The organism is Trichococcus ilyis, from assembly GCF_900109135.1.
Taxonomy (GTDB): domain Bacteria; phylum Bacillota; class Bacilli; order Lactobacillales; family Aerococcaceae; genus Trichococcus; species Trichococcus ilyis.
Map to the genome: position 1 here is coordinate 1 of NZ_FNYT01000032.1, position 18,584 is coordinate 18,584.

The 18,584-nt window shown below is 49.8% G+C and carries 11 protein-coding genes; all 11 read left to right on the forward strand.

Features of this window, described 5'->3' with window-relative positions; all coding sequences use genetic code 11:
- Positions 1-486: 486 nt before the first annotated feature.
- The 11 genes from BMX58_RS12415 to BMX58_RS12465 all read left to right on the forward strand — a co-directional run bounded on the left by BMX58_RS12415 (position 487) and on the right by BMX58_RS12465 (position 18,462).
- Positions 487-1,236, forward strand: a complete 750-nt coding sequence (locus BMX58_RS12415) for a metal ABC transporter ATP-binding protein (RefSeq protein ID WP_068623353.1) — start codon at positions 487-489, stop codon at positions 1,234-1,236.
- Complete coding sequence (locus BMX58_RS12420; RefSeq protein WP_068623352.1) at positions 1,226-2,083, forward strand: metal ABC transporter permease; 858 nt, start codon at positions 1,226-1,228, stop codon at positions 2,081-2,083. The genes BMX58_RS12415 and BMX58_RS12420 overlap by 11 nt, the downstream gene beginning before the upstream one ends.
- On the forward strand, positions 2,073-3,026 hold the full coding sequence (efaA, locus tag BMX58_RS12425; RefSeq protein WP_068623351.1) for an Mn/Fe ABC transporter substrate-binding lipoprotein EfaA: 954 nt from the start codon (positions 2,073-2,075) through the stop codon (positions 3,024-3,026). The genes BMX58_RS12420 and efaA overlap by 11 nt, the downstream gene beginning before the upstream one ends.
- A gap of 131 nt (positions 3,027-3,157) precedes the next feature.
- Positions 3,158-4,099, forward strand: coding sequence for an alpha/beta hydrolase (locus BMX58_RS12430; RefSeq protein WP_068623350.1), 942 nt, complete (start codon positions 3,158-3,160; stop codon positions 4,097-4,099).
- Positions 4,100-4,318: 219 nt separating this feature from the next.
- Positions 4,319-5,872 (forward strand): sodium/proline symporter, encoded by a 1,554-nt coding sequence (locus tag BMX58_RS12435; RefSeq protein ID WP_204243790.1) that lies wholly within the window; start codon positions 4,319-4,321, stop codon positions 5,870-5,872.
- A 201-nt stretch (positions 5,873-6,073) separates the two neighbouring features.
- Positions 6,074-7,159 (forward strand): FUSC family protein, encoded by a 1,086-nt coding sequence (locus tag BMX58_RS12440; protein ID WP_068623348.1) that lies wholly within the window; start codon positions 6,074-6,076, stop codon positions 7,157-7,159.
- Positions 7,160-7,593: 434 nt separating this feature from the next.
- Positions 7,594-9,135 (forward strand): aminotransferase class I/II-fold pyridoxal phosphate-dependent enzyme, encoded by a 1,542-nt coding sequence (locus BMX58_RS12445; RefSeq protein WP_204243789.1) that lies wholly within the window; start codon positions 7,594-7,596, stop codon positions 9,133-9,135.
- 60 nt (positions 9,136-9,195) lie between these two features.
- Entirely contained in the window at positions 9,196-10,041 is an 846-nt protein-coding gene (gene speB / locus BMX58_RS12450; RefSeq protein WP_068623366.1) for an agmatinase, read from the forward strand.
- Between the two features lie 338 nt (positions 10,042-10,379).
- Positions 10,380-14,957, forward strand: coding sequence for a glutamate synthase large subunit (gene gltB, locus BMX58_RS12455; RefSeq protein WP_068623347.1), 4,578 nt, complete (start codon positions 10,380-10,382; stop codon positions 14,955-14,957).
- Between the two features lie 14 nt (positions 14,958-14,971).
- Positions 14,972-16,453 carry a glutamate synthase subunit beta gene (locus tag BMX58_RS12460; protein WP_068623346.1) on the forward strand — a complete coding sequence of 494 codons (1,482 nt, stop codon included), beginning with the start codon at positions 14,972-14,974 and terminating at the stop codon, positions 16,451-16,453.
- A gap of 425 nt (positions 16,454-16,878) precedes the next feature.
- The gene (locus tag BMX58_RS12465) at positions 16,879-18,462 is read left to right on the forward strand and encodes a hypothetical protein (protein WP_068623345.1); all 1,584 of its coding nucleotides are present in this window, start codon (positions 16,879-16,881) and stop codon (positions 18,460-18,462) included.
- Positions 18,463-18,584 lie beyond the last annotated feature (122 nt).

The following is an 18,584-nucleotide window of genomic DNA, read 5'->3' on the forward strand; positions in this document are numbered from 1 at the left end:
AGAAAGTCATCTTTCTGCGTGAGCATAAGAATTTTTTTGCTTTTTTCAGAAAACAGTTTAGATGAAGACCTGCAAATGTTTATGCAACACTAGTGCCATATGGTATAAAACCATAGATCCTTGATTAAAACACATCAGGTACGGAACAAAAATGTGCCAAAAGTATGGCGTAGCACAATCCCGCAAAATGTCACACGATCATCTTTTTAAGTTGTTATATGAATGGAATTGCTTCATAGTAAGAACCTATTTGGCGCTTACGATTCATACGAATGACTTTAAAAGGTGTTTTTTTGCAATCTTAAAAAAATTAGAAGAACAGGCTGTAAGAAATGCATAACACTTGCTTACTTGGATTAAATAAGTTAAACTTAAACAAAAAGTTAGGCAAGCCTAATAAAATAATTAAATAAACCTTATCGATTGCGGGTGCTCAATACAAAATATTAAATACAGAAAATAAAAACAAGAAAGGATCGACACATCATGGGAAATTTAACAATCCAAAATATGAACATAGCCTATCAAGGGCAGTCTGCGATCAGAAACGCAACGCTTGCGTTTGAGGCGAACAAATTAACGGGGATCGTAGGGCCAAATGGAGCCGGGAAATCGACCTTGTTGAAAGGAATCATGGGCTTGACGCCATTGAATACCGGCAAGGTCAGTCTTTCCGGTAAACCACTGAAGGAAATGATAAACAAGGTAGCCTATGTCGAACAAAGACAAGAAATCGATCTGTCTTTTCCGATAGACGTTTTCGGAACCGTACTGTTTGGCACCTATGCAAAGCTGGGATTTTTCCAGAGACCGAAGCAAAAGGAAAAGGATTTGGCATTAAAAGCTCTGGAGAAGGTCGGTATGGCAGCTTTTAAAGATCGGCATATCAGTGAATTATCCGGTGGGCAGTTGCAGCGCGTTTTCATTGCGCGGGCTTTGGCCCAGGAAGCGGAGTGGCTGCTGCTTGACGAACCGTTTGCCGGGATCGATGCTTCAAGCGAGAAAATCATCATTGAACTATTGAAACAACTCCGCGATGAAGGCAAATCGATCGTGATTGTGCATCATGATCTGCATAAAGTACAGTCTTATTTTGATGACATTGTCCTGATCAATAAAGAAGTGGTTGCCTTCGGTACGGTATCTGAGGTATTCACTGCCACAAATATGGGAAGGGCATATGGAGAAGCAATTTCCGAAATGATCAATCTTGGGGGTGGAACAAATGCTGAATGATTTCATACAAGGACTTTTGGATTTCCAATTCCTGCAGAACGCTTTGATCACTTCCATCATGGTCGGGATATCTGCCGGAATCATTGGTTCCTTCATCATCCTGCGCGGGATGTCTTTGATGGGGGATGCCATCTCGCACGCAGTATTACCGGGAGTGGCGATCTCTTATATGCTGGGGAGCAGCTACATCATCGGCGCCACGGTTTTTGGGATGGCATCGGCCGCGCTCATTGGTTTTGTCACGAAACACAGCCGTTTGAAAAACGATACGGCAATCGGAATTGTCTTCAGCGCATTTTTTGCCCTAGGGATCATCTTGATTTCCTTCGCCAGAAGTTCCACGGATTTGTATCATATCCTCTTCGGGAATGTGCTCGCTGTCCGGGATTCGGACATGTTGTTGACAGCCGCTGTACTCGTTTTCGTGTTGATCGCAGTGCCGCTTTTCTATAAACAACTCAAACTGACTTCTTTTGCTCCGACGATCGCAAAATCATACGGGTGGAACATCAGCGCCATCAACTATGGGTTGATGCTTTTGCTGACACTTGTGGCGGTGACCTCGCTGCAGACAGTCGGGACGATTCTGGTGATCGCAATGCTGATCACCCCGGCTGCGACAGCCTACCAACTGACCGATAAATTGCTTGTTATGATCATCCTGTCGACTGTATTCGGAACCATCAGTTCCATCGCAGGTCTTTACTTCAGCTACACCTACAATCTGCCGTCCGGGGCGACGATTGTCATGGCAGCAGCAATGCTGTTCATCGTGGCATTCATTTTTGCACCGAAGAAGGGCCTTGTCGGTCAATCAAGGAAGGAGAATCTCCAAAATGAAAAATAAATTATTGCTGCTCGCTGCAGTGCTGTTTGTAGGAGTTTTGGGAGGATGCGGAAATCCTCCGGCAGATGATAAGGGAAGCGCGGATGCACAAGGAACAGCAGAAATAACAGAGGCCAAGCTTAAAGTCGTCTCAACCAATTCCATTATCGGCGACATGGTGGACAAAGTTGGAGGGGATCTGATCGATGCGCACAGCATCGTGCCTGTCGGGACCGATCCGCACGAATACGAACCCTTGCCGGAAGACATCCGGAAAGCCAGCGAAGCTGATGTCGTGTTCTATAATGGCTTGAATTTGGAAACCGGCAATGGCTGGTTTGACAAATTGATGGAAACTGCTGGTAAAGAAGAAAATGAGGATTACTTTGCCGTCAGCAAAGATGTCGAACCCATCTATCTGACAGGAAATAGCTCACAGCAAGATCCTCATGCTTGGCTGGATATTTCAAACGGCATCCGTTACATCACCGAAATCACGCGCGTCATGAGCGAAAAAGATCCTGAAAACAAGGAAGCATATGAAAAAAATGCAGATGCTTACATTGCCGCTTTAACGGAACTGGACAGCGAGGCCAAAAAAGAATTTGCTGATATCCCCGAGGGAAAGAAGCTGTTGGTGACGAGCGAAGGAGCTTTTAAGTATTTCTCAAAAGCTTATGAATTACAAGCCGCCTATATTTGGGAAATCAATACTGAAGGGCAAGGTACGCCTGATCAGATGAAGCAAATCATTGAAAAAGTCCGAAATTCAGAAGTTCCGGTCCTCTTTGTGGAGACGAGCGTCGATCACAGAAGCATGGAACGATTAGCAAATGAGGTGGATCTTCCCGTTCACAGCAATCTGTTCACGGATTCCATCGCAAAAGCAGGGGAAGACGGCGACAGCTATTACGGGATGATGAAATGGAACCTGGAAAAGATTCATGAAGGATTAAGCCATTGATAAAAGAGATTCGTTGCCCTTCTGTTGTGGCCTTGACATTTTGAATCGGTATCGCTAAATTGGAGAAAAGAATAACGGTATCAAAGCTTATCAGCTTATTTTTGCCCTGATATCAGAAGAGGGGACCATTCATGACAGCAACAGTATTCACTTTCCGATCAAGCGATGGCATGGAAATCTTCGCGATGAAATGGTCGCCGGAAAGTCCCCGGAAACCGAAAGCCGCCGTCCAGATTGCGCATGGTTACGCAGAACATATCGGGCGGTATGACCATTTTGCACATAAGCTGGTGGAAGCGGGGATCATCGTCTACGGAAACGATCATCGCGGCCACGGCAAGACGAACGGAAACAGCGGCGAAGCGATCAGTTTTGCGGATGAGGCGGGATTCGACAAGGTCGTCGCGGATATGCATGCGCTGACCGGGATCATCCAATCTGAAAACCCCGACATTCCGCTTTTCCTTTTCGGACACAGCATGGGCTCGCTGTTGATCAGACGTTACATCCAGCTGTTCGGGGACGAACTTGCCGGCGCAATCCTGTCCGGTTCCGGTGTCTTTTCGAACGGGTTACTGAAGCTTGGCACAGTCGTGGCAGCGTCGGAAATCAAAAGAAACGGTCGCGCCCATCCAAGCCGTTTGCTGGACAAACTGGTCTTCCGGAACTTCAACCGGAGTTTCAAGCCCGCGCGGACGGATTTGGATTGGCTCAGCCGGGACCCAGTGGAAGTGGATAAATTTCTGGCAGATCCTTTGCGCGGCAAAATCGGTTCGGCCGGTTATTTCCATGATTTCTTCAGCGGATTGCTGGCCATGAATGATGCTGCAAATATCCAAGCGATACCGAAAAAGCTGCCGCTGCATTTCATTTCAGGCACCGCCGATCCGGTCGGCGGCAGGTCCGGAAAAGGCGTCGTCCAGACGTGCAAAGCTTACCGGCAAGCCGGACTCCAGAACGTGAGCTGCAAACTGTATGAGGGCGCCCGTCATGAGCTTTTGAACGAACTGAACAAAGATGCAGTAACGCAGGACGTTATCGATTGGATTAATGCTCAGCTGGAGGCCCACTGATTCGAACAAAATTAAAGTCCACCTGATTTTTCCAGAACTGGAGAAATCAGGTGGGCTTTATTGTATCCATTTTCCTCTGATCATGGCCGGTCCGTTTATCTTTTCTGAAAATAACGTTGATTAAAATTTTAATCTTGTGCTATGATGACGTAGTGCATTCATTAAATTTTAATTAAATTAGAATGATGAAACATGTCATTATTTATTTGGAGGGTAACTATGGATAAAGCATTAATTTTTGTGGCGATGGCCGGCTACATGTCGATCATCATCGGTATCGGTTTTTATTATTACAAGCGTTCAAACGAAAGTTCCGATAACTTCTTCCTGGGCGGACGCAGTCTCGGACCTTGGGTTGCCGCAATCAGTGCGGGCGCTTCGGACATGAGCGGTTGGCTGCTGATGGGGCTTCCCGGCGTGGCTTATTGGTCAGGGCTGTCAGATGCATTCTGGACAGCGATCGGCTTGGCATTGGGCACATCTTTGAACTGGATCATTGTATCGAAACGGTTGCGTCATTATTCCGAATCAGCGGAAGCAATCACGTTGCCGGAATTCTTCAGCAATCGATTCCATGAGGACAAGCGCGTCATCTTGACGGTTTCTTCCACGTTCATCTTCGTTTTCTTTTCCGTCTACGCAGCCAGCTGTTTCGTGACCGTAGGGAAGCTCTTCGCAACTTTGTTCGAAGTGCCTTACATCCCGATGATGATCGCCGGAGCGGTGTTCGTCGTGTTCTACACGTTCATCGGCGGATTTTTGGCTGAGAGTGTTTCCGACTTTATGCAGGGCATCATCATGATTGCGGCGTTGGCTGTTGTTTTGGTCGGAGGCGTCGTGCATGCTGGTGGTCCCGGAGCGGTCATCGATAACCTGAAAGGCATCCCAGGATTCTTGGATTTCTTCGGAATCGCAACACCGACATTAGTTGATGGTGTGCAACAAGCTGATGGCGCTATGGCTGCTTTTGGACCTGCAGGCAAATACGGACTGATCACAATTGCGTCCAGCATGGCTTGGGGCCTTGGCTACTTCGGTATGCCGCAAGTGCTGTTGCGCTTTATGGCGATCCGTTCGGCTGAGGATATCAAGCAATCACGCCGCATCGGCATCATTTGGGCGACACTTTCACTGGGCGCTGCCGTCCTGATCGGACTGATCGGACGCGCGATGTTCCCGATGGCGTTGACGACTGCTTCCACTTCGGAAACGATCTTCATCGAGATGGCGACATTATTGTTCCCGCCGCTATTGGCCGGAATCGTCATGTCAGGCATTTTGGCTGCGACGATCAGTTCCGCGGATTCTTATCTGCTGATCGCCGCAAGTGCTTTTTCAAAAAACATCTACAAAGGCGTTCTGCGCAAAGATGCTTCAGATAAGCAAGTCATGGCGATGACCCGGATGATCCTGATTGTTTTGGCGATCCTGGGAATCATCATTGCTTTGGATGAAAACTCAGTCATCTTCACGATCGTATCCTTCGCCTGGGCGGGCTTCGGTGCGACATTCGGACCGTTGATGCTTTTCTCCTTATTCTGGAAAAAAACGACGCGTCAAGGCGCCATCGCCGGCATGTTGACGGGCGGAATCGCTGTTTTCATCTGGAAACTTCTGATCAAACCGATCGGCGGCGTGTTCGGCATCTACGAATTGTTGCCGGCGTTCATCCTTTCCTGCATCGCAATCGTGATCTTCTCCTTGATCGGGGAAAAACCATCCGCTGCGATGGAAGCGGAATTCGAAACGGTGAAAAGCCAGTCGAAAGCCTAAACTAAAGCGTGAAACAAAAAAACAATCCAAAAAGGGGTTGTTTTTTTGTTTTCAGAAAATTTTCGGAAAGTTGTCACAAATTTTGCAGCAACGTTTTCGCTATCTGTGATAAGCTGAAACAGCGAAGGCAGTGGGATTTTCTGTAAAAAAAAGATTTAAAAAACAAAGGAGAGATGGCTTATTAAAGGACACATCAAAGAAATGTTGCACATCAGACAAACGGACGACACCTTGACGCGGGTGATCGGATCGGGACTGAGCACTGCGGTTCCGTTGTTCATCGGACTGCTGGCCGGAAATATGCGGATCGGGACATTCGGTGCTTTGGGCGCGTTCGCCTTCCTTTCCTTCCAGCCGTTTTCGCCGGGGAAACTGGCGGTACGCATCCTGAAAGTGGGGCTCGCCATCATGGCGGGTTTTCTGGCAGGAGCGCTCTCGACCTACGTCCCTTGGATGATACCGATCACGATCAGTCTGGTCAGCCTGACCGGATTTCTGGTTGTCCGCATCCTGCACATCCCGAATCCTGGTGCCTTCTTCGTCATCATGGTGACTGCCATGGGGACGGGGGTCAGCCTGGATATTCCGGAGATGATCCAAGCGCTGTCCTTCGTAGGCATCGGAGTGGCGGCATCCGTCTTCTGGGCGGTGTTGGCGGTCATCTTCAACAATCGCGTGCTGAACCGTCCATACAGAAATGATGCCCGGAGTTACCGGGAGCATCTTTATGATGCTGTGGAGAACGATTCGGAATTGTTGCTTTCCTCGGTGCATCATGCCGGCATTCTGTTCCTGGCGACCTATCTGGCGCATTCTTTAGGGATCGGGAACTTCTATTGGGTGGCCGTGTCCTGCGCCGCAGTGCTGCAGGGGCGCGAACTGAAGGTCATTTTCCATCGCCATGTGCAGCGGATCGTCGGCGGCATGGTCGGCCTGGGCATCGGGGTCTTTCTCTTCAGCCTGCATTTCAGCACGATGGAAACAGTCGTGGTGCTGATCGTTTTGAACTTTTTTGTGGAATATGCGATGGTGCGGAATTACGGCTTGGCCAACTTCTTCACCAATCCGCTGGCGCTGTTGCTGTCCAATCTGTCGAGCAGCGCGTTCGCGATGGACTTGGTCGGCTTCCGTTTCTACGGCCTGGTGCTGGGCAGCATCGTCGGCTTTGCCGGGGCCGCGCTGATTTCCTTGGCCATGGACATGTATGAAAAGGAACTGAAGCTGGCGCAGAAGTACCATAAGGACGTCCAGGATCCGGTAGCTGATGAAGACGCTGAAGCAAAGTAGGCCACCGCACATCGGGGCTGAGCGGAGAAACAGCCGCCACGAACAAAGCCGACTTTTATTGCAGGACTTGTTCGTGATTTTTGTGAATATTCGCCGAGAATCTCCAAAACAACGTTCGGAAAAGACGCTTCAAAAAAATTATAATTTTCTTTCCAAAATCATTGACATACACGCTGTATTTGTATAGAATTTAGCTTGCATAAATTGAATATCTCTTATTAATAGCCGTTGAGACGAGGGGTCGAAGATACGGTGGCAAACCAATCAATCCAATTTTTTTGCAGTACGGATTGATATTGGGTGCCCAACCTGAGCGTAGGATTATCCAAGTCCTATGAGCAATAAGAGGAAAAGCAGCTGATAGATATCGAAGCTTTCCTTTGGTTGGAGAGCTTTTTTTATGCCCATTTTTTATATCAAAGGGGGAAATCTATTTGGCTGAAAAGGTTTTATTCAATTCAGACACTTTTTTGGAAGGACATTCTGACAAAATTACCTACCAAATTTCAAACGTTAAACCAAAAAATATTACACACATCAAAATGCCGCTTTTTGAAGCGCTTGTAAAATATGCGAAACAGGACGTTACGCCTTTCGATGTCCCTGGACATAAAATGGGTGCGCAGATGACGCCTTTCAAAATGACTGTGGGCGAAATGACGATGCAGATGGATGTCAACTCGATGAAAGAATTGGACTTGTTGAGCCATCCGCAATCCGTCATCAAAGAAGCACAGGAATTAGCCGCAAAAGCATACAATGGCGACCAAGCGTTTTTCCTGGTGAACGGCACGACTGTCGGCATCCAGGCGATGATCATGAGCGTGGTGGGACCGAACGACACGATTCTGGTTCCGCGCAACTGCCACAAATCAGTGATGAACGGTTTGATCCTGAGCGGCGCAAAGCCGATCTTCATCCAGCCGGAAATGGATTTGGCCTTCGGGATCTCCCACGGCGTTTCGGTTGAACGCATCATCAAAGGCTTGGATGAAAATCCGCAAGCGAAAGCCCTTTTGGTTACTTATCCGACTTATTTCGGTTCTTTGAACGATCTCGAAACGATCTGCGATATCGCGCATGAACGCGGAGTTGTGGTCATCGTCGACAGCGCGCACGGTGCGCATTTGCCGTTCATGCCCGGAAAAATGAAGGATCCGATGAAAGCCGGCGCGGATGCGGTGACGTACTCCATGCACAAAACCGGCGGGTCTTTGACGCAGAGCTCTCTGCTTGTGATGCAAGGGGAGCGCATTTCCGCCAACAAATTGCAGAAGATGCTGAACATGCTGCAATCGACCAGCGCCAACTACTTGTTGATGAGCTCCATCGATGCAGCGCGCAGCGAATTGGCCATGCACGGGAAAGAGCGCTACAAAAAATTGCGTCCGGTCGTCAGCGAAGCGATCGAAGCGATCGAAGCCTTCGGCGACTACGAAGTGCTGAAATCCGACTACATCAAGGATAAATTCGACCAGACCTACGACTGGACCAAGCTTGTGATCCGCGTCAATGATATCGGCCTCACGGGCTTCCAAGTCTACACGATCATGAAAGAAGAATACGGCATCCAACTGGAGCTGGCTGAGGGCTACGTCGTGATGGCGGTCATCAGTACAGCCGATTCGCGCGAATCGATCGGGAAATTGGTCGATGCCTTGATGGACTTGCGCAGACGCTACAAAAAAGCTAGCCAACATTTCGATGCGCATGTGATGACTTGCAGCATCAACGAATTGGCCTGCAGCCCGCGTGACGCCTTCTATGCCGACAATGAAGTTGTCAGCATCGATGACGCAATCGGCCGCATCAGCGCCGACTCGATCATGATCTATCCGCCAGGCATTCCGTTGATCATCCCCGGTGAAGTGATCTCTGAAGCAGTCGTGCAGCATTACCACTATTACAACGAAACTTTGGGCAATGTCCTGACCGAGGAAAAAATGCCTCATCAGATCAAAGTCCTGACAGATTAAGAACCGTAAACAATCATCAGAAAGCACACAGTTGGAGGACGGCAGAAAGTGAAAAACAACATGAACATTCAGACCTTTATCGGCTGCGAAGCTTCTTTCGAAGAAGCTTCCACCGTATTATTCGGGATCCCATTCGATGGAACAACCAGCTTCAGACCAGGCACGCGCTTTGCAATGCAGGCGATCCGCCAAGATTCATTCGGATTGGAAAGTTATTCCCCTTATTTGGACCGCGATCTTGAAGAAGTAGCCATCCATGACGGCGGAGATCTTGATCTGCCGTTCGGCAACACCGAACGCGTACTCAGAGAAATCGCTGACTATACCAAAGAAGTTTTGAGCAACGGCAAAAAATTCCTGATGATCGGCGGCGAACATCTCGTGAGCCTGCCTACGATTGAGGCTACCTATGAAAAATATCCGGATCTGCACGTCATCCATATCGATGCCCACACGGATCTGCGGGAAGACTATATGGGTGAACCCCTGTCGCATGCATCGGTCATCCGCCGCTGCTTCGATTTTCTCGGCGACGGCCGCATTTTCCAATTCGGCATCCGCTCCGGCTTGAAGGAAGAATTCGAATGGGCGAAAGAGCACACTTATATGGAGAAATTCGCCATCGACACTTTACCGCAGATCGTCCAACAGCTGAAGGATGTTCCTGTCTATGTGACGATCGATCTGGATGTCCTGGACCCAGGTACATTCCCCGGAACCGGCACACCTGAGCCGGGCGGCATCACCTACAAGGAATTGTTGGCGAGCATCGCCGCGTTGCAGGATCTGAATCAGATCGTTGCGGCCGATGTCGTCGAACTTTCCCCGCAGTACGATCCTTCAGGAGCTTCGACCGCGATGGCCTGCAAGACCGTCAGAGAAATGCTTTTGACGCTGACGAAATAGAAACAAACCGATTAACCGACTTTGACGAAGCTCAAGGTCGGTTTTTTTAATAAATGATGGGCGAATTGTCCAGTTTGCACTAATGAAACATTTTTGCATTAAAAAGTCATGAAAACGTTAATTGTTCACATGGTGATGTAATGAAATCTATCACAATTGAGTTACCGTTCGGTTGGTTGTATAATCGTGTTATATCTAATGTTTTCTTCGAAGTTAATATTGTTACTATCAAAAAAAAGATGCAACTAATTGTGAAAAAATGAATGAAAATGGATTGTATTTAAATTAGAGTTTGATTATAATATCAGAATAACATAATAGAAAGTAGGGACGCCGAAATGAATAGTTACACTCCTCCACAAAAACAAGGAATGTATGATCCCGCCTACGAGCATGATGCATGCGGTATGGGATTTGTCGTTGATATCAACGGTAATGGCTCTTATAAATTAGTATCTGACGCTTTGGATTTATTGGAAAACATGGAGCATAGGGGTGCTTCCGGTGCTGATGCTAAGACAGGTGACGGGGCAGGTATCATGGTGCAGATTCCTCATCATTTTTTCAGCAGGGAGTGCGACGTCCTAGGAATCCATTTGCCTAAAAAAGGCGACTATGGTGTAGGGATGCTCTTTGCCCACAAATATGAAGATCTACGTCACGAACAAATGAGAATGGTGGAAGAGATCATCACTTCCGAAGGTCAAAAAGTATTGGGCTGGCGTGAGGTTCCGATCGACAGTTCCGATATCGGTGTGACTGCAAAAGCTGCCATCCCTCGTTTTATCCAAGTGTTTGTCGGAAAAGGCAACCCTGAAATGACTGAAATGGATTTCGAACGCAAACTGTTCGTCATCCGTAAATTAGCAGAAAAACAAATCGTTCCATTAAGCGAAAAAAGAGGCGGTTCTTTCTACTTTGCCAGCCTTTCTTCGAAAACGATCGTCTATAAAGGAATGCTGACTGCGGAACAATTGCGCAGTTTCTATCTTGATCTGACGGATCTGGACTTCACCTCCGCTTTGGCGATGGTCCATTCCCGTTTCAGTACGAATACCTTCCCGAGCTGGGAAAGAGCCCATCCGAACCGTTACCTGATCCACAACGGCGAAATCAACACGATCCGCGGAAACATCAACTGGATGCGTGCCCGTCAAGGCAGCATGTCCCAAGATCTGTTGGAGGCCAGCGAAAAGATCTATCCGATCATCGACGAAACCGGAAGCGACTCTTCCCAATTCGACAACAATCTGGAATTCCTCTACCTGAACGGCCGCTCATTGCCGGAAGCCGTCATGATGATGGTTCCTGAGCCTTGGGAAAAGAACAAAACGATGTCGAAATCCAAAAAGGATTTCTACAACTTCAACAACTTCCTGATGGAACCATGGGATGGCCCTGCAGCGATGGGCTTCACGGATGGTGAAATCGTCGGAGCGGTGTTGGACAGAAACGGCTTGCGCCCGTCCCGTTACTATGTGACGAAAGATGATCGCGTGATCCTTTCATCCGAAGTCGGTGTCGTCAACGTGCTTCCGGAAGATGTCGCCTACAAAGGCCGTCTGGAGCCGGGCAAGATGCTGCTGATCGACACGAAACAAAAACGGATCATCTCGGATGAAGAGATCAAAGAAACGGTCGCTGCCAAACAGCCTTACGGCGAATGGGCTGATAAGCACATTTCCAAAATGAAGGACCTTGCGCCAGCCCCATCGACAGCGACTGTTACTGCCGAAGAATTGATGCCCCAACAGAAAGCTTTCGGTTATACGTTCGAGGACATCCAGTTATTGATCAAACCGATGGCCGTTACAGGTGTGGATTCAGTCGGCGCGATGGGGATCGATTCTCCGTTGGCAGTCTTGTCGGACAAACCACAGATGCTGTATCTGTACTTCAAACAATTATTTGCGCAGGTAACGAACCCTCCGATCGACGGTATCCGCGAGGAAATCGTCACTTCCGACACAATGCTTGTCGGAAATTGCGGGAACCTGTTGGATCCCGACAGAGACGATACGCACGCCATCTACTTGGACAGCCCGATTCTGACGGATTCCGAATTGGCGAAAATCAAAGCGTTGCAGGACGACAAATTCAAGACAGTCACGCTTTCCCTTCTGTACCGCATCGAAGAAGATGCGAAAGGAATGGAAAAAGCGCTGGGACGCCTCTTCCGCGAAGCGAGCAAAGCGATCGCGTCCGGCGCCAACATTCTGGTCCTTTCCGACCGCGGCGTGAATGCTGAATGGGCAGCCATCCCGGCTTTACTGGCCGTTTCCGGTCTGCACCACCATCTGATCCGTGAAGAAACGCGCACGAATGTCGGCCTTGTGCTGGAATCCGGTGAACCAAGAGAAGTGCATCACTTCTGTACTTTGGTCGGATACGGCTGTAATGCGATCAACCCGTACTTGACTTACGCAACGATCCGCGAGCTTGCTCAGGAAGACTTGTTGGATGGACTGGACGCTGAAGCAGCACAAGCGAACTACATCCATGCGGCTGTCCACGGCATGTCAAAAGTCTTGACCAAAATGGGTATTTCAACAATGCGCAGCTACCACGGTGCGCAAATTTTCGAAGCACTGGGTGTCAGCAGTGAAGTTGTAGCGAAATACTTCACCGGCACACCGACGCGCATCGAAGGGATCGGTCTGCAGGAGATCGCTACCGAAAACAAAATGCGCCATGACAGTGCTTATAAAGCGACAGCACCTTACAGCGAAACGCTGGAAGTGGGCGGGCATTTCCAATACTCGGCCATGGGTGAAGAACACCTGTACAATCCGAGCACGATCTACCGTCTGCAGCAAGCGACTCGTCAAGGGGATTATGAACAATACAAAGAGTTCTCCCGCGAAATCAATGCTGATACGAACGCGTATACGCTGCGTCAGTTGATGCAATTCAAACCGAACGCACAAGATGCGATTCCGATCGAAGAAGTCGAATCTGCCGAAAGCATCGTGAAACGCTTCAAGACCGGCGCGATGTCCTACGGTTCGATCAGTAAAGAAGCGCATGAGACATTGGCGATCGCGATGAACCGTCTCGGCGGCATGAGCAACTCGGGTGAGGGTGGAGAAGATCCGAGCCGCTTCGAAGTGGACGAAAACGGGGATTCCCGTTGCAGCGCCATCAAGCAAGTCGCTTCCGGACGTTTCGGCGTTACGAGCCACTATTTGGTGAATGCGAAGGAAATCCAGATCAAGATGGCCCAAGGTGCGAAACCGGGCGAGGGCGGACAATTGCCGGGACCGAAAGTGTACCCTGAAATCGCCAAAACACGCGGCTCAATCGCTGGTGTAGGCTTGATTTCACCGCCGCCGCATCATGACATCTATTCCATCGAAGATCTGAAAGAATTGATCTATGACTTGAAGAATGCCAACCGCAATGCGCGCATCAACGTGAAGTTGGTTTCCGAAGCCGGTGTCGGTACGATCGCGGCCGGTGTTGCGAAAGGGAATGCCGATACGATCCTGATCAGCGGTTATGACGGCGGGACCGGTGCGGCACCAAGAACCAGCATCCGCAATACCGGCTTGCCATGGGAACTTGGCTTGGCTGAAGCGCACCAAACCTTGGTGTTGAACAAATTGCGCGACCGTGTCCGCGTCGAAACGGACGGCAAATTATTGACCGGCCGTGACGTAGCGATTGCGTGTATGTTGGGTGCCGAAGAATTCGGCTTTGCGACTACACCGCTGGTTGCTATCGGCTGCATCATGATGCGCGTCTGCCACCTGAACACATGTCCAGTGGGTATCGCAACGCAGGATGAATCTTTGCGCAAGAACTTCCAAGGCAAACCGGAATACGTCGTGAACTTCATGATGTTCGTTGCCGAAGAATTGCGTGAAATTATGGCGAAATTGGGCTTCCGTACGATCAATGAAATGGTCGGACGCAGCGACAAGCTGAAGATGAAAGAGAACGTGAAGCACTGGAAAGCCAAGACAGTCGATCTGTCCAGCGTACTGTACCAACCGTATGCGGCACCGAATGTCGGCAGATACAACATGACGGAACAAGACCATGAACTGGAGAAAACGCTGGATATGCGCCGTCTCTTGAGAATGGTGAAACCGGCCATCGAATCGAAGAAACGCATCGTAGCCAAATCGGCCATCAAAAACATCGACCGCGTTGTCGGAACCATCATCGGCAGCGAAGTATCGAAAAAATATGGCGCGGAAGGCTTGCCGGAAGATACGATCCAATTGACTTTCGTGGGCTCGGCAGGACAAAGTTTCGGCGCATTCATTCCGAAAGGGATGACATTGACGCTGGAGGGCGATTCCAATGACTACATCGGTAAAGGATTGTCCGGTGGTAAAATCATCGTACGCGTACCGAATGAGGCTACATTCGCACCTGAAGACAACATCATCGTCGGGAACGTCGCATTCTATGGCGCAACGAGCGGTAAAGCCTACATCAACGGTATCGCCGGAGAACGTTTCTGCGTCCGCAACAGCGGCGTGGATACTGTCGTTGAAGGGATCGGCGATCATGGTTGTGAGTACATGACCGGCGGAACCGTTCTGATCATCGGAAAAACCGGACGCAACTTTGCTGCCGGGATGTCCGGCGGGGTAGCCTATATCCTTGACTTCGATGAGAACAACCTGAACATGGAAATGGTCAGCGCAACGAAAGATTTGAACGAAGCGGAGCATGATACGATCAAGCGCATGCTGCAGGAACATATGATCTTTACAGGCAGTCCAAAAGCGCAAAGCTTGTTGGCCAACTGGGACGACGTGAAGTCACAGTTCACGAAGGTCATTTCAAACGACTACAAGTTCATCCTGGAGAACATCGAAATTGCGAACCAGATGGGCATCACCGGTGAAGACGCAATGCGCTATGCCTTTGATGAGCGCTACAAACCAGTGGCGACAAACTAAGGAGGAGGGATAAGATGGGAAAAATTACTGGATTCAAGGAATACAGCCGTTCCAATTATGAAAAGATTTCTCCGGAAGTCCGCATCAAAAATTGGGGCGAGATGCGTGAAGAAACATCAGAAGAAAAAATTCGGACCCAAGCTGCCCGTTGCATGAGCTGCGGCATTCCGTTCTGTTCAGCAGGAATCATGCTGCCGAACGGAGCGTCCGGTTGCCCGCTGCACAACCTCATCCCCGAGTGGAATGACATGGTGTATCGCGGCCAATGGCAACAAGCCTACGAACGTTTATCTTTGACGAACCCGTTTCCGGAGTTTACAGGACGCGTCTGTCCAGCCCCTTGTGAAGGGTCCTGTACATTGGGGCATATCGATGAACCCGTCACGATCAGCAGCATCGAATACGAAATCATCGAACATGCTTTCCAGAACGGTTGGGTAAAACCGGCTAAAGCTCCGGCGACCGGCAAGCGCGTTGCGGTTGTCGGCTCTGGCCCGGCCGGCCTTGCGACTGCGCATTACTTGACGTCGGTCGGCCATGCGGTCACAGTCTTCGAAAGAAGCGACCGTCCCGGTGGTTTGCTGATGTACGGTATCCCGAACATGAAATTGGACAAGGACATCATCCAAAGAAGATTGGATATCCTCGAAGAAGCTGGCGTGGTTTTTGTCTGCAACACCGAAGTCGGCAAAGATATCAGTGCGCAGGAACTGGTTGACACCTACGATGCAGTCGTCCTTTGCGGCGGCGCAACCCGCGCCCGCGGCATCAATGTCGAAGGCAACGACGCAAAAGGCGTACATATGGCCATGGACTTCCTGACCGCAAACACACAAAATATCCTTGCGGGCGAAACGCAGGAAAGCCAGATCAGCGCCAAGGACAAACACGTCATCGTTATCGGCGGCGGGGACACAGGTACCGACTGCGTCGGCACATCCATCCGTCACGGTGCGAAGAGCGTGCACCAATTCGAGATTATGCCGAAAGCTCCGGACAAACGCGACACAGAAACGAACCCGTGGCCGGAATGGCCTAAAAAGCTGAAAACGGACTACGGCCAAGAAGAAGCGATCTACTTGACCGGCTCCGATCCGCGCGACTATGAGATCAATACGACCAAAATCGAAAAGAATGCGGCAGGCGAAGTCATCGCTGTCCATACCGTCCAGATCGAGTGGAAACGTGATGCTTTGGGCAGAATGAATCCGGTAGCCATCGAAGGAACCGAAAAAGTCTGGAAAGCGGACTTGGTATTGTTGGCGATGGGCTTCACCGGGCCGGAAGATACTATCCCTGATGAATTAGCTTTGAAACGCGATCTGCGCAGCAATATCCAAGCGGCAGAGGGCGATTACAAAACGAATGTGGACAAAGTCTTTACCTGCGGCGACATGCGCCGCGGACAAAGCTTGGTCGTTTGGGCCCTGCAAGAAGGGAAACTGGCCGCTGGCGAAGTGGACCGTTTCTTGTCAGGTCACACAGCAATCTACTAAATCAGTTGAAAAAACCGAAGCAGCGTTGAGTCGCGCTGCTTCGGTTTTTTTGTGGATTTTTGGATTTTTGGTGCCGCGGGCGAGGTGCGTGCGTAGCTCCGGCGAGACTCGCCTGGCCGGAGCTGGGACAAGAACCGCACCGCGAACTCCGGCGGGCCTGCGCTCGCCGGAGAAAGGCTCAGTATGATACCGTCAACTCCGGCAGGTCCGGCTTCATCGGAGCTGACGCCGTCCCGGAGTGCTCTGCTCCGGTGAACGCATATTCGAATGCATCCTCAATCGGGAACTCAAGGCTGTTGGGACGGCCCAAATAATTCCATATATTGAAATTCGAAATATAGCTCAAAAAAATGGTATAATACTAGCAACAAATCCTTAAGTGATTCAAGAAGGATGATTCGAAGGGAAAGAAAGGGTGCAGAGTTGTGAAAAATTGGAAAAGTGTGGCGATTGCCTATGGCCTGCCGGCAGTCGTTCTTTTGGGCTATTGGTATTCGGCATTGACCCCAGTGTCGATCCAGTCGCCGGAGTTTTGGACGAATATGTTTTTGTATTTGGTCGCAAGTGCGGGATTGATGAACATATTGGATCGGAAGAAAGCCGATAAAGTGAACAAAGTTACCGGAACGATCATCGGGATAATCATTGTCTTCATCATCGGAGGGATGCTGTTTGGCTCCCAGATTTTCAGGGCCAAAGATTACGCCAGCATGCTTACGCATACGGAAGGCAATTTTGAGGAGGATCTGACGATCACGGATCCTGCGCAGATACCGACGATCGACCGCGATATGGCGGAGCGTTTGGGGAGCCGCAAGCTCGGCGAAGTCCTCAACTTGGTTTCGCAATTCGACGTGAGCACGGAATACACGCAGATCGCTTATCAAGGCGATTCGGTCCGCGTTTCGCCGCTGGAATATGTCAGCTTTTTCCGTTGGCTGAACAACCGCAACGACGGGATTCCGCATTATGTGACTGTCGATATGGTGACGGGGGATGCTGAATTGGTGAATCTGGAGAAGAACATCCATTATTCCCATTCCGGCTATTTCGGAGATGACATCAACCGGCATATCTTTTTCAATTATCCGACGGTGATGTTCGAAAACCCAGTCTTTGAGTTGGATGAAGAGGGCAATCCCTATTACATCGCGCCGATCGTCGAAAAAAAATTCAGCTTCATGGGGCCTAAGGAAGTCGTCGGCGTTTTCGTCGTTGATGCTTCCACAGGCGACATCACGCGCTACAGCATTGCCGATGTGCCTGATTGGGTCGATCGCGTGTTCCCGGCGAACATGGTGATGACGCAGATCAATTACAACGGGCAATACCAAGGCGGTTACCTGAACAGCATCATCAGCAAGAAGGGCGTCATCCAGAATGCGGAGGGCTACAACTACATCGTGCTGAATGACGATCTTTATCTGTACACCGGTTTGACTTCCGTAGCGGCGGATGAATCGAACATCGGTTTTGTGCTGGTGAATTCGCGGACGAAGGAATCGAAACGTTACAACATCAGCACGGCGACCGAGTGGAGCGCCATGGAAAGCGCCCAGGGATCGGTGCAGGAAAAAGGCTACACGAGCACCTTCCCGCTGCTGTTCAACATGGAGAACAAGCCGGTCTATCAATTGTCCCTGAAGGATGATGCCGGGTTGATCAAAATGTACGCCTTCGTGAATGCGACGAACTATCAGAAAGTCGGGACCGGCAATTCCTTGGCTGCTGCCTGGAATGCCTATACCGGCGGCGTCGTTTCCGCGACAACCGACGAGGAGGACGAGGAAGAAGTCGTCGAGACCGAAACCATCAGCGGTGCCATCACCGCCATGGAATCCGTCGTCATCGACGGCGAAACGACTTATTACTTCACCTTGGAGGGCGATGCCGAAACGATTTACGTCGCCAAAGTATCGATCGACAAGCAGTTGCCGTTCATCAAAGCCGGCGACAGCGTGGTAATCGAAGTGGACGGTGCACGCGTCGTATCGATCGTCAAACAATAAGCGCATATGCAAGTAGAGTCTGCCTTTTTTGAGGGTGGGCTCTTTTTTTGTTGCTTTGCCGGAGGAGGAGAGCCCAAAAGACGATCAGCTCCGACCACGGCGGCTTCGCCGGAGTACGGCCG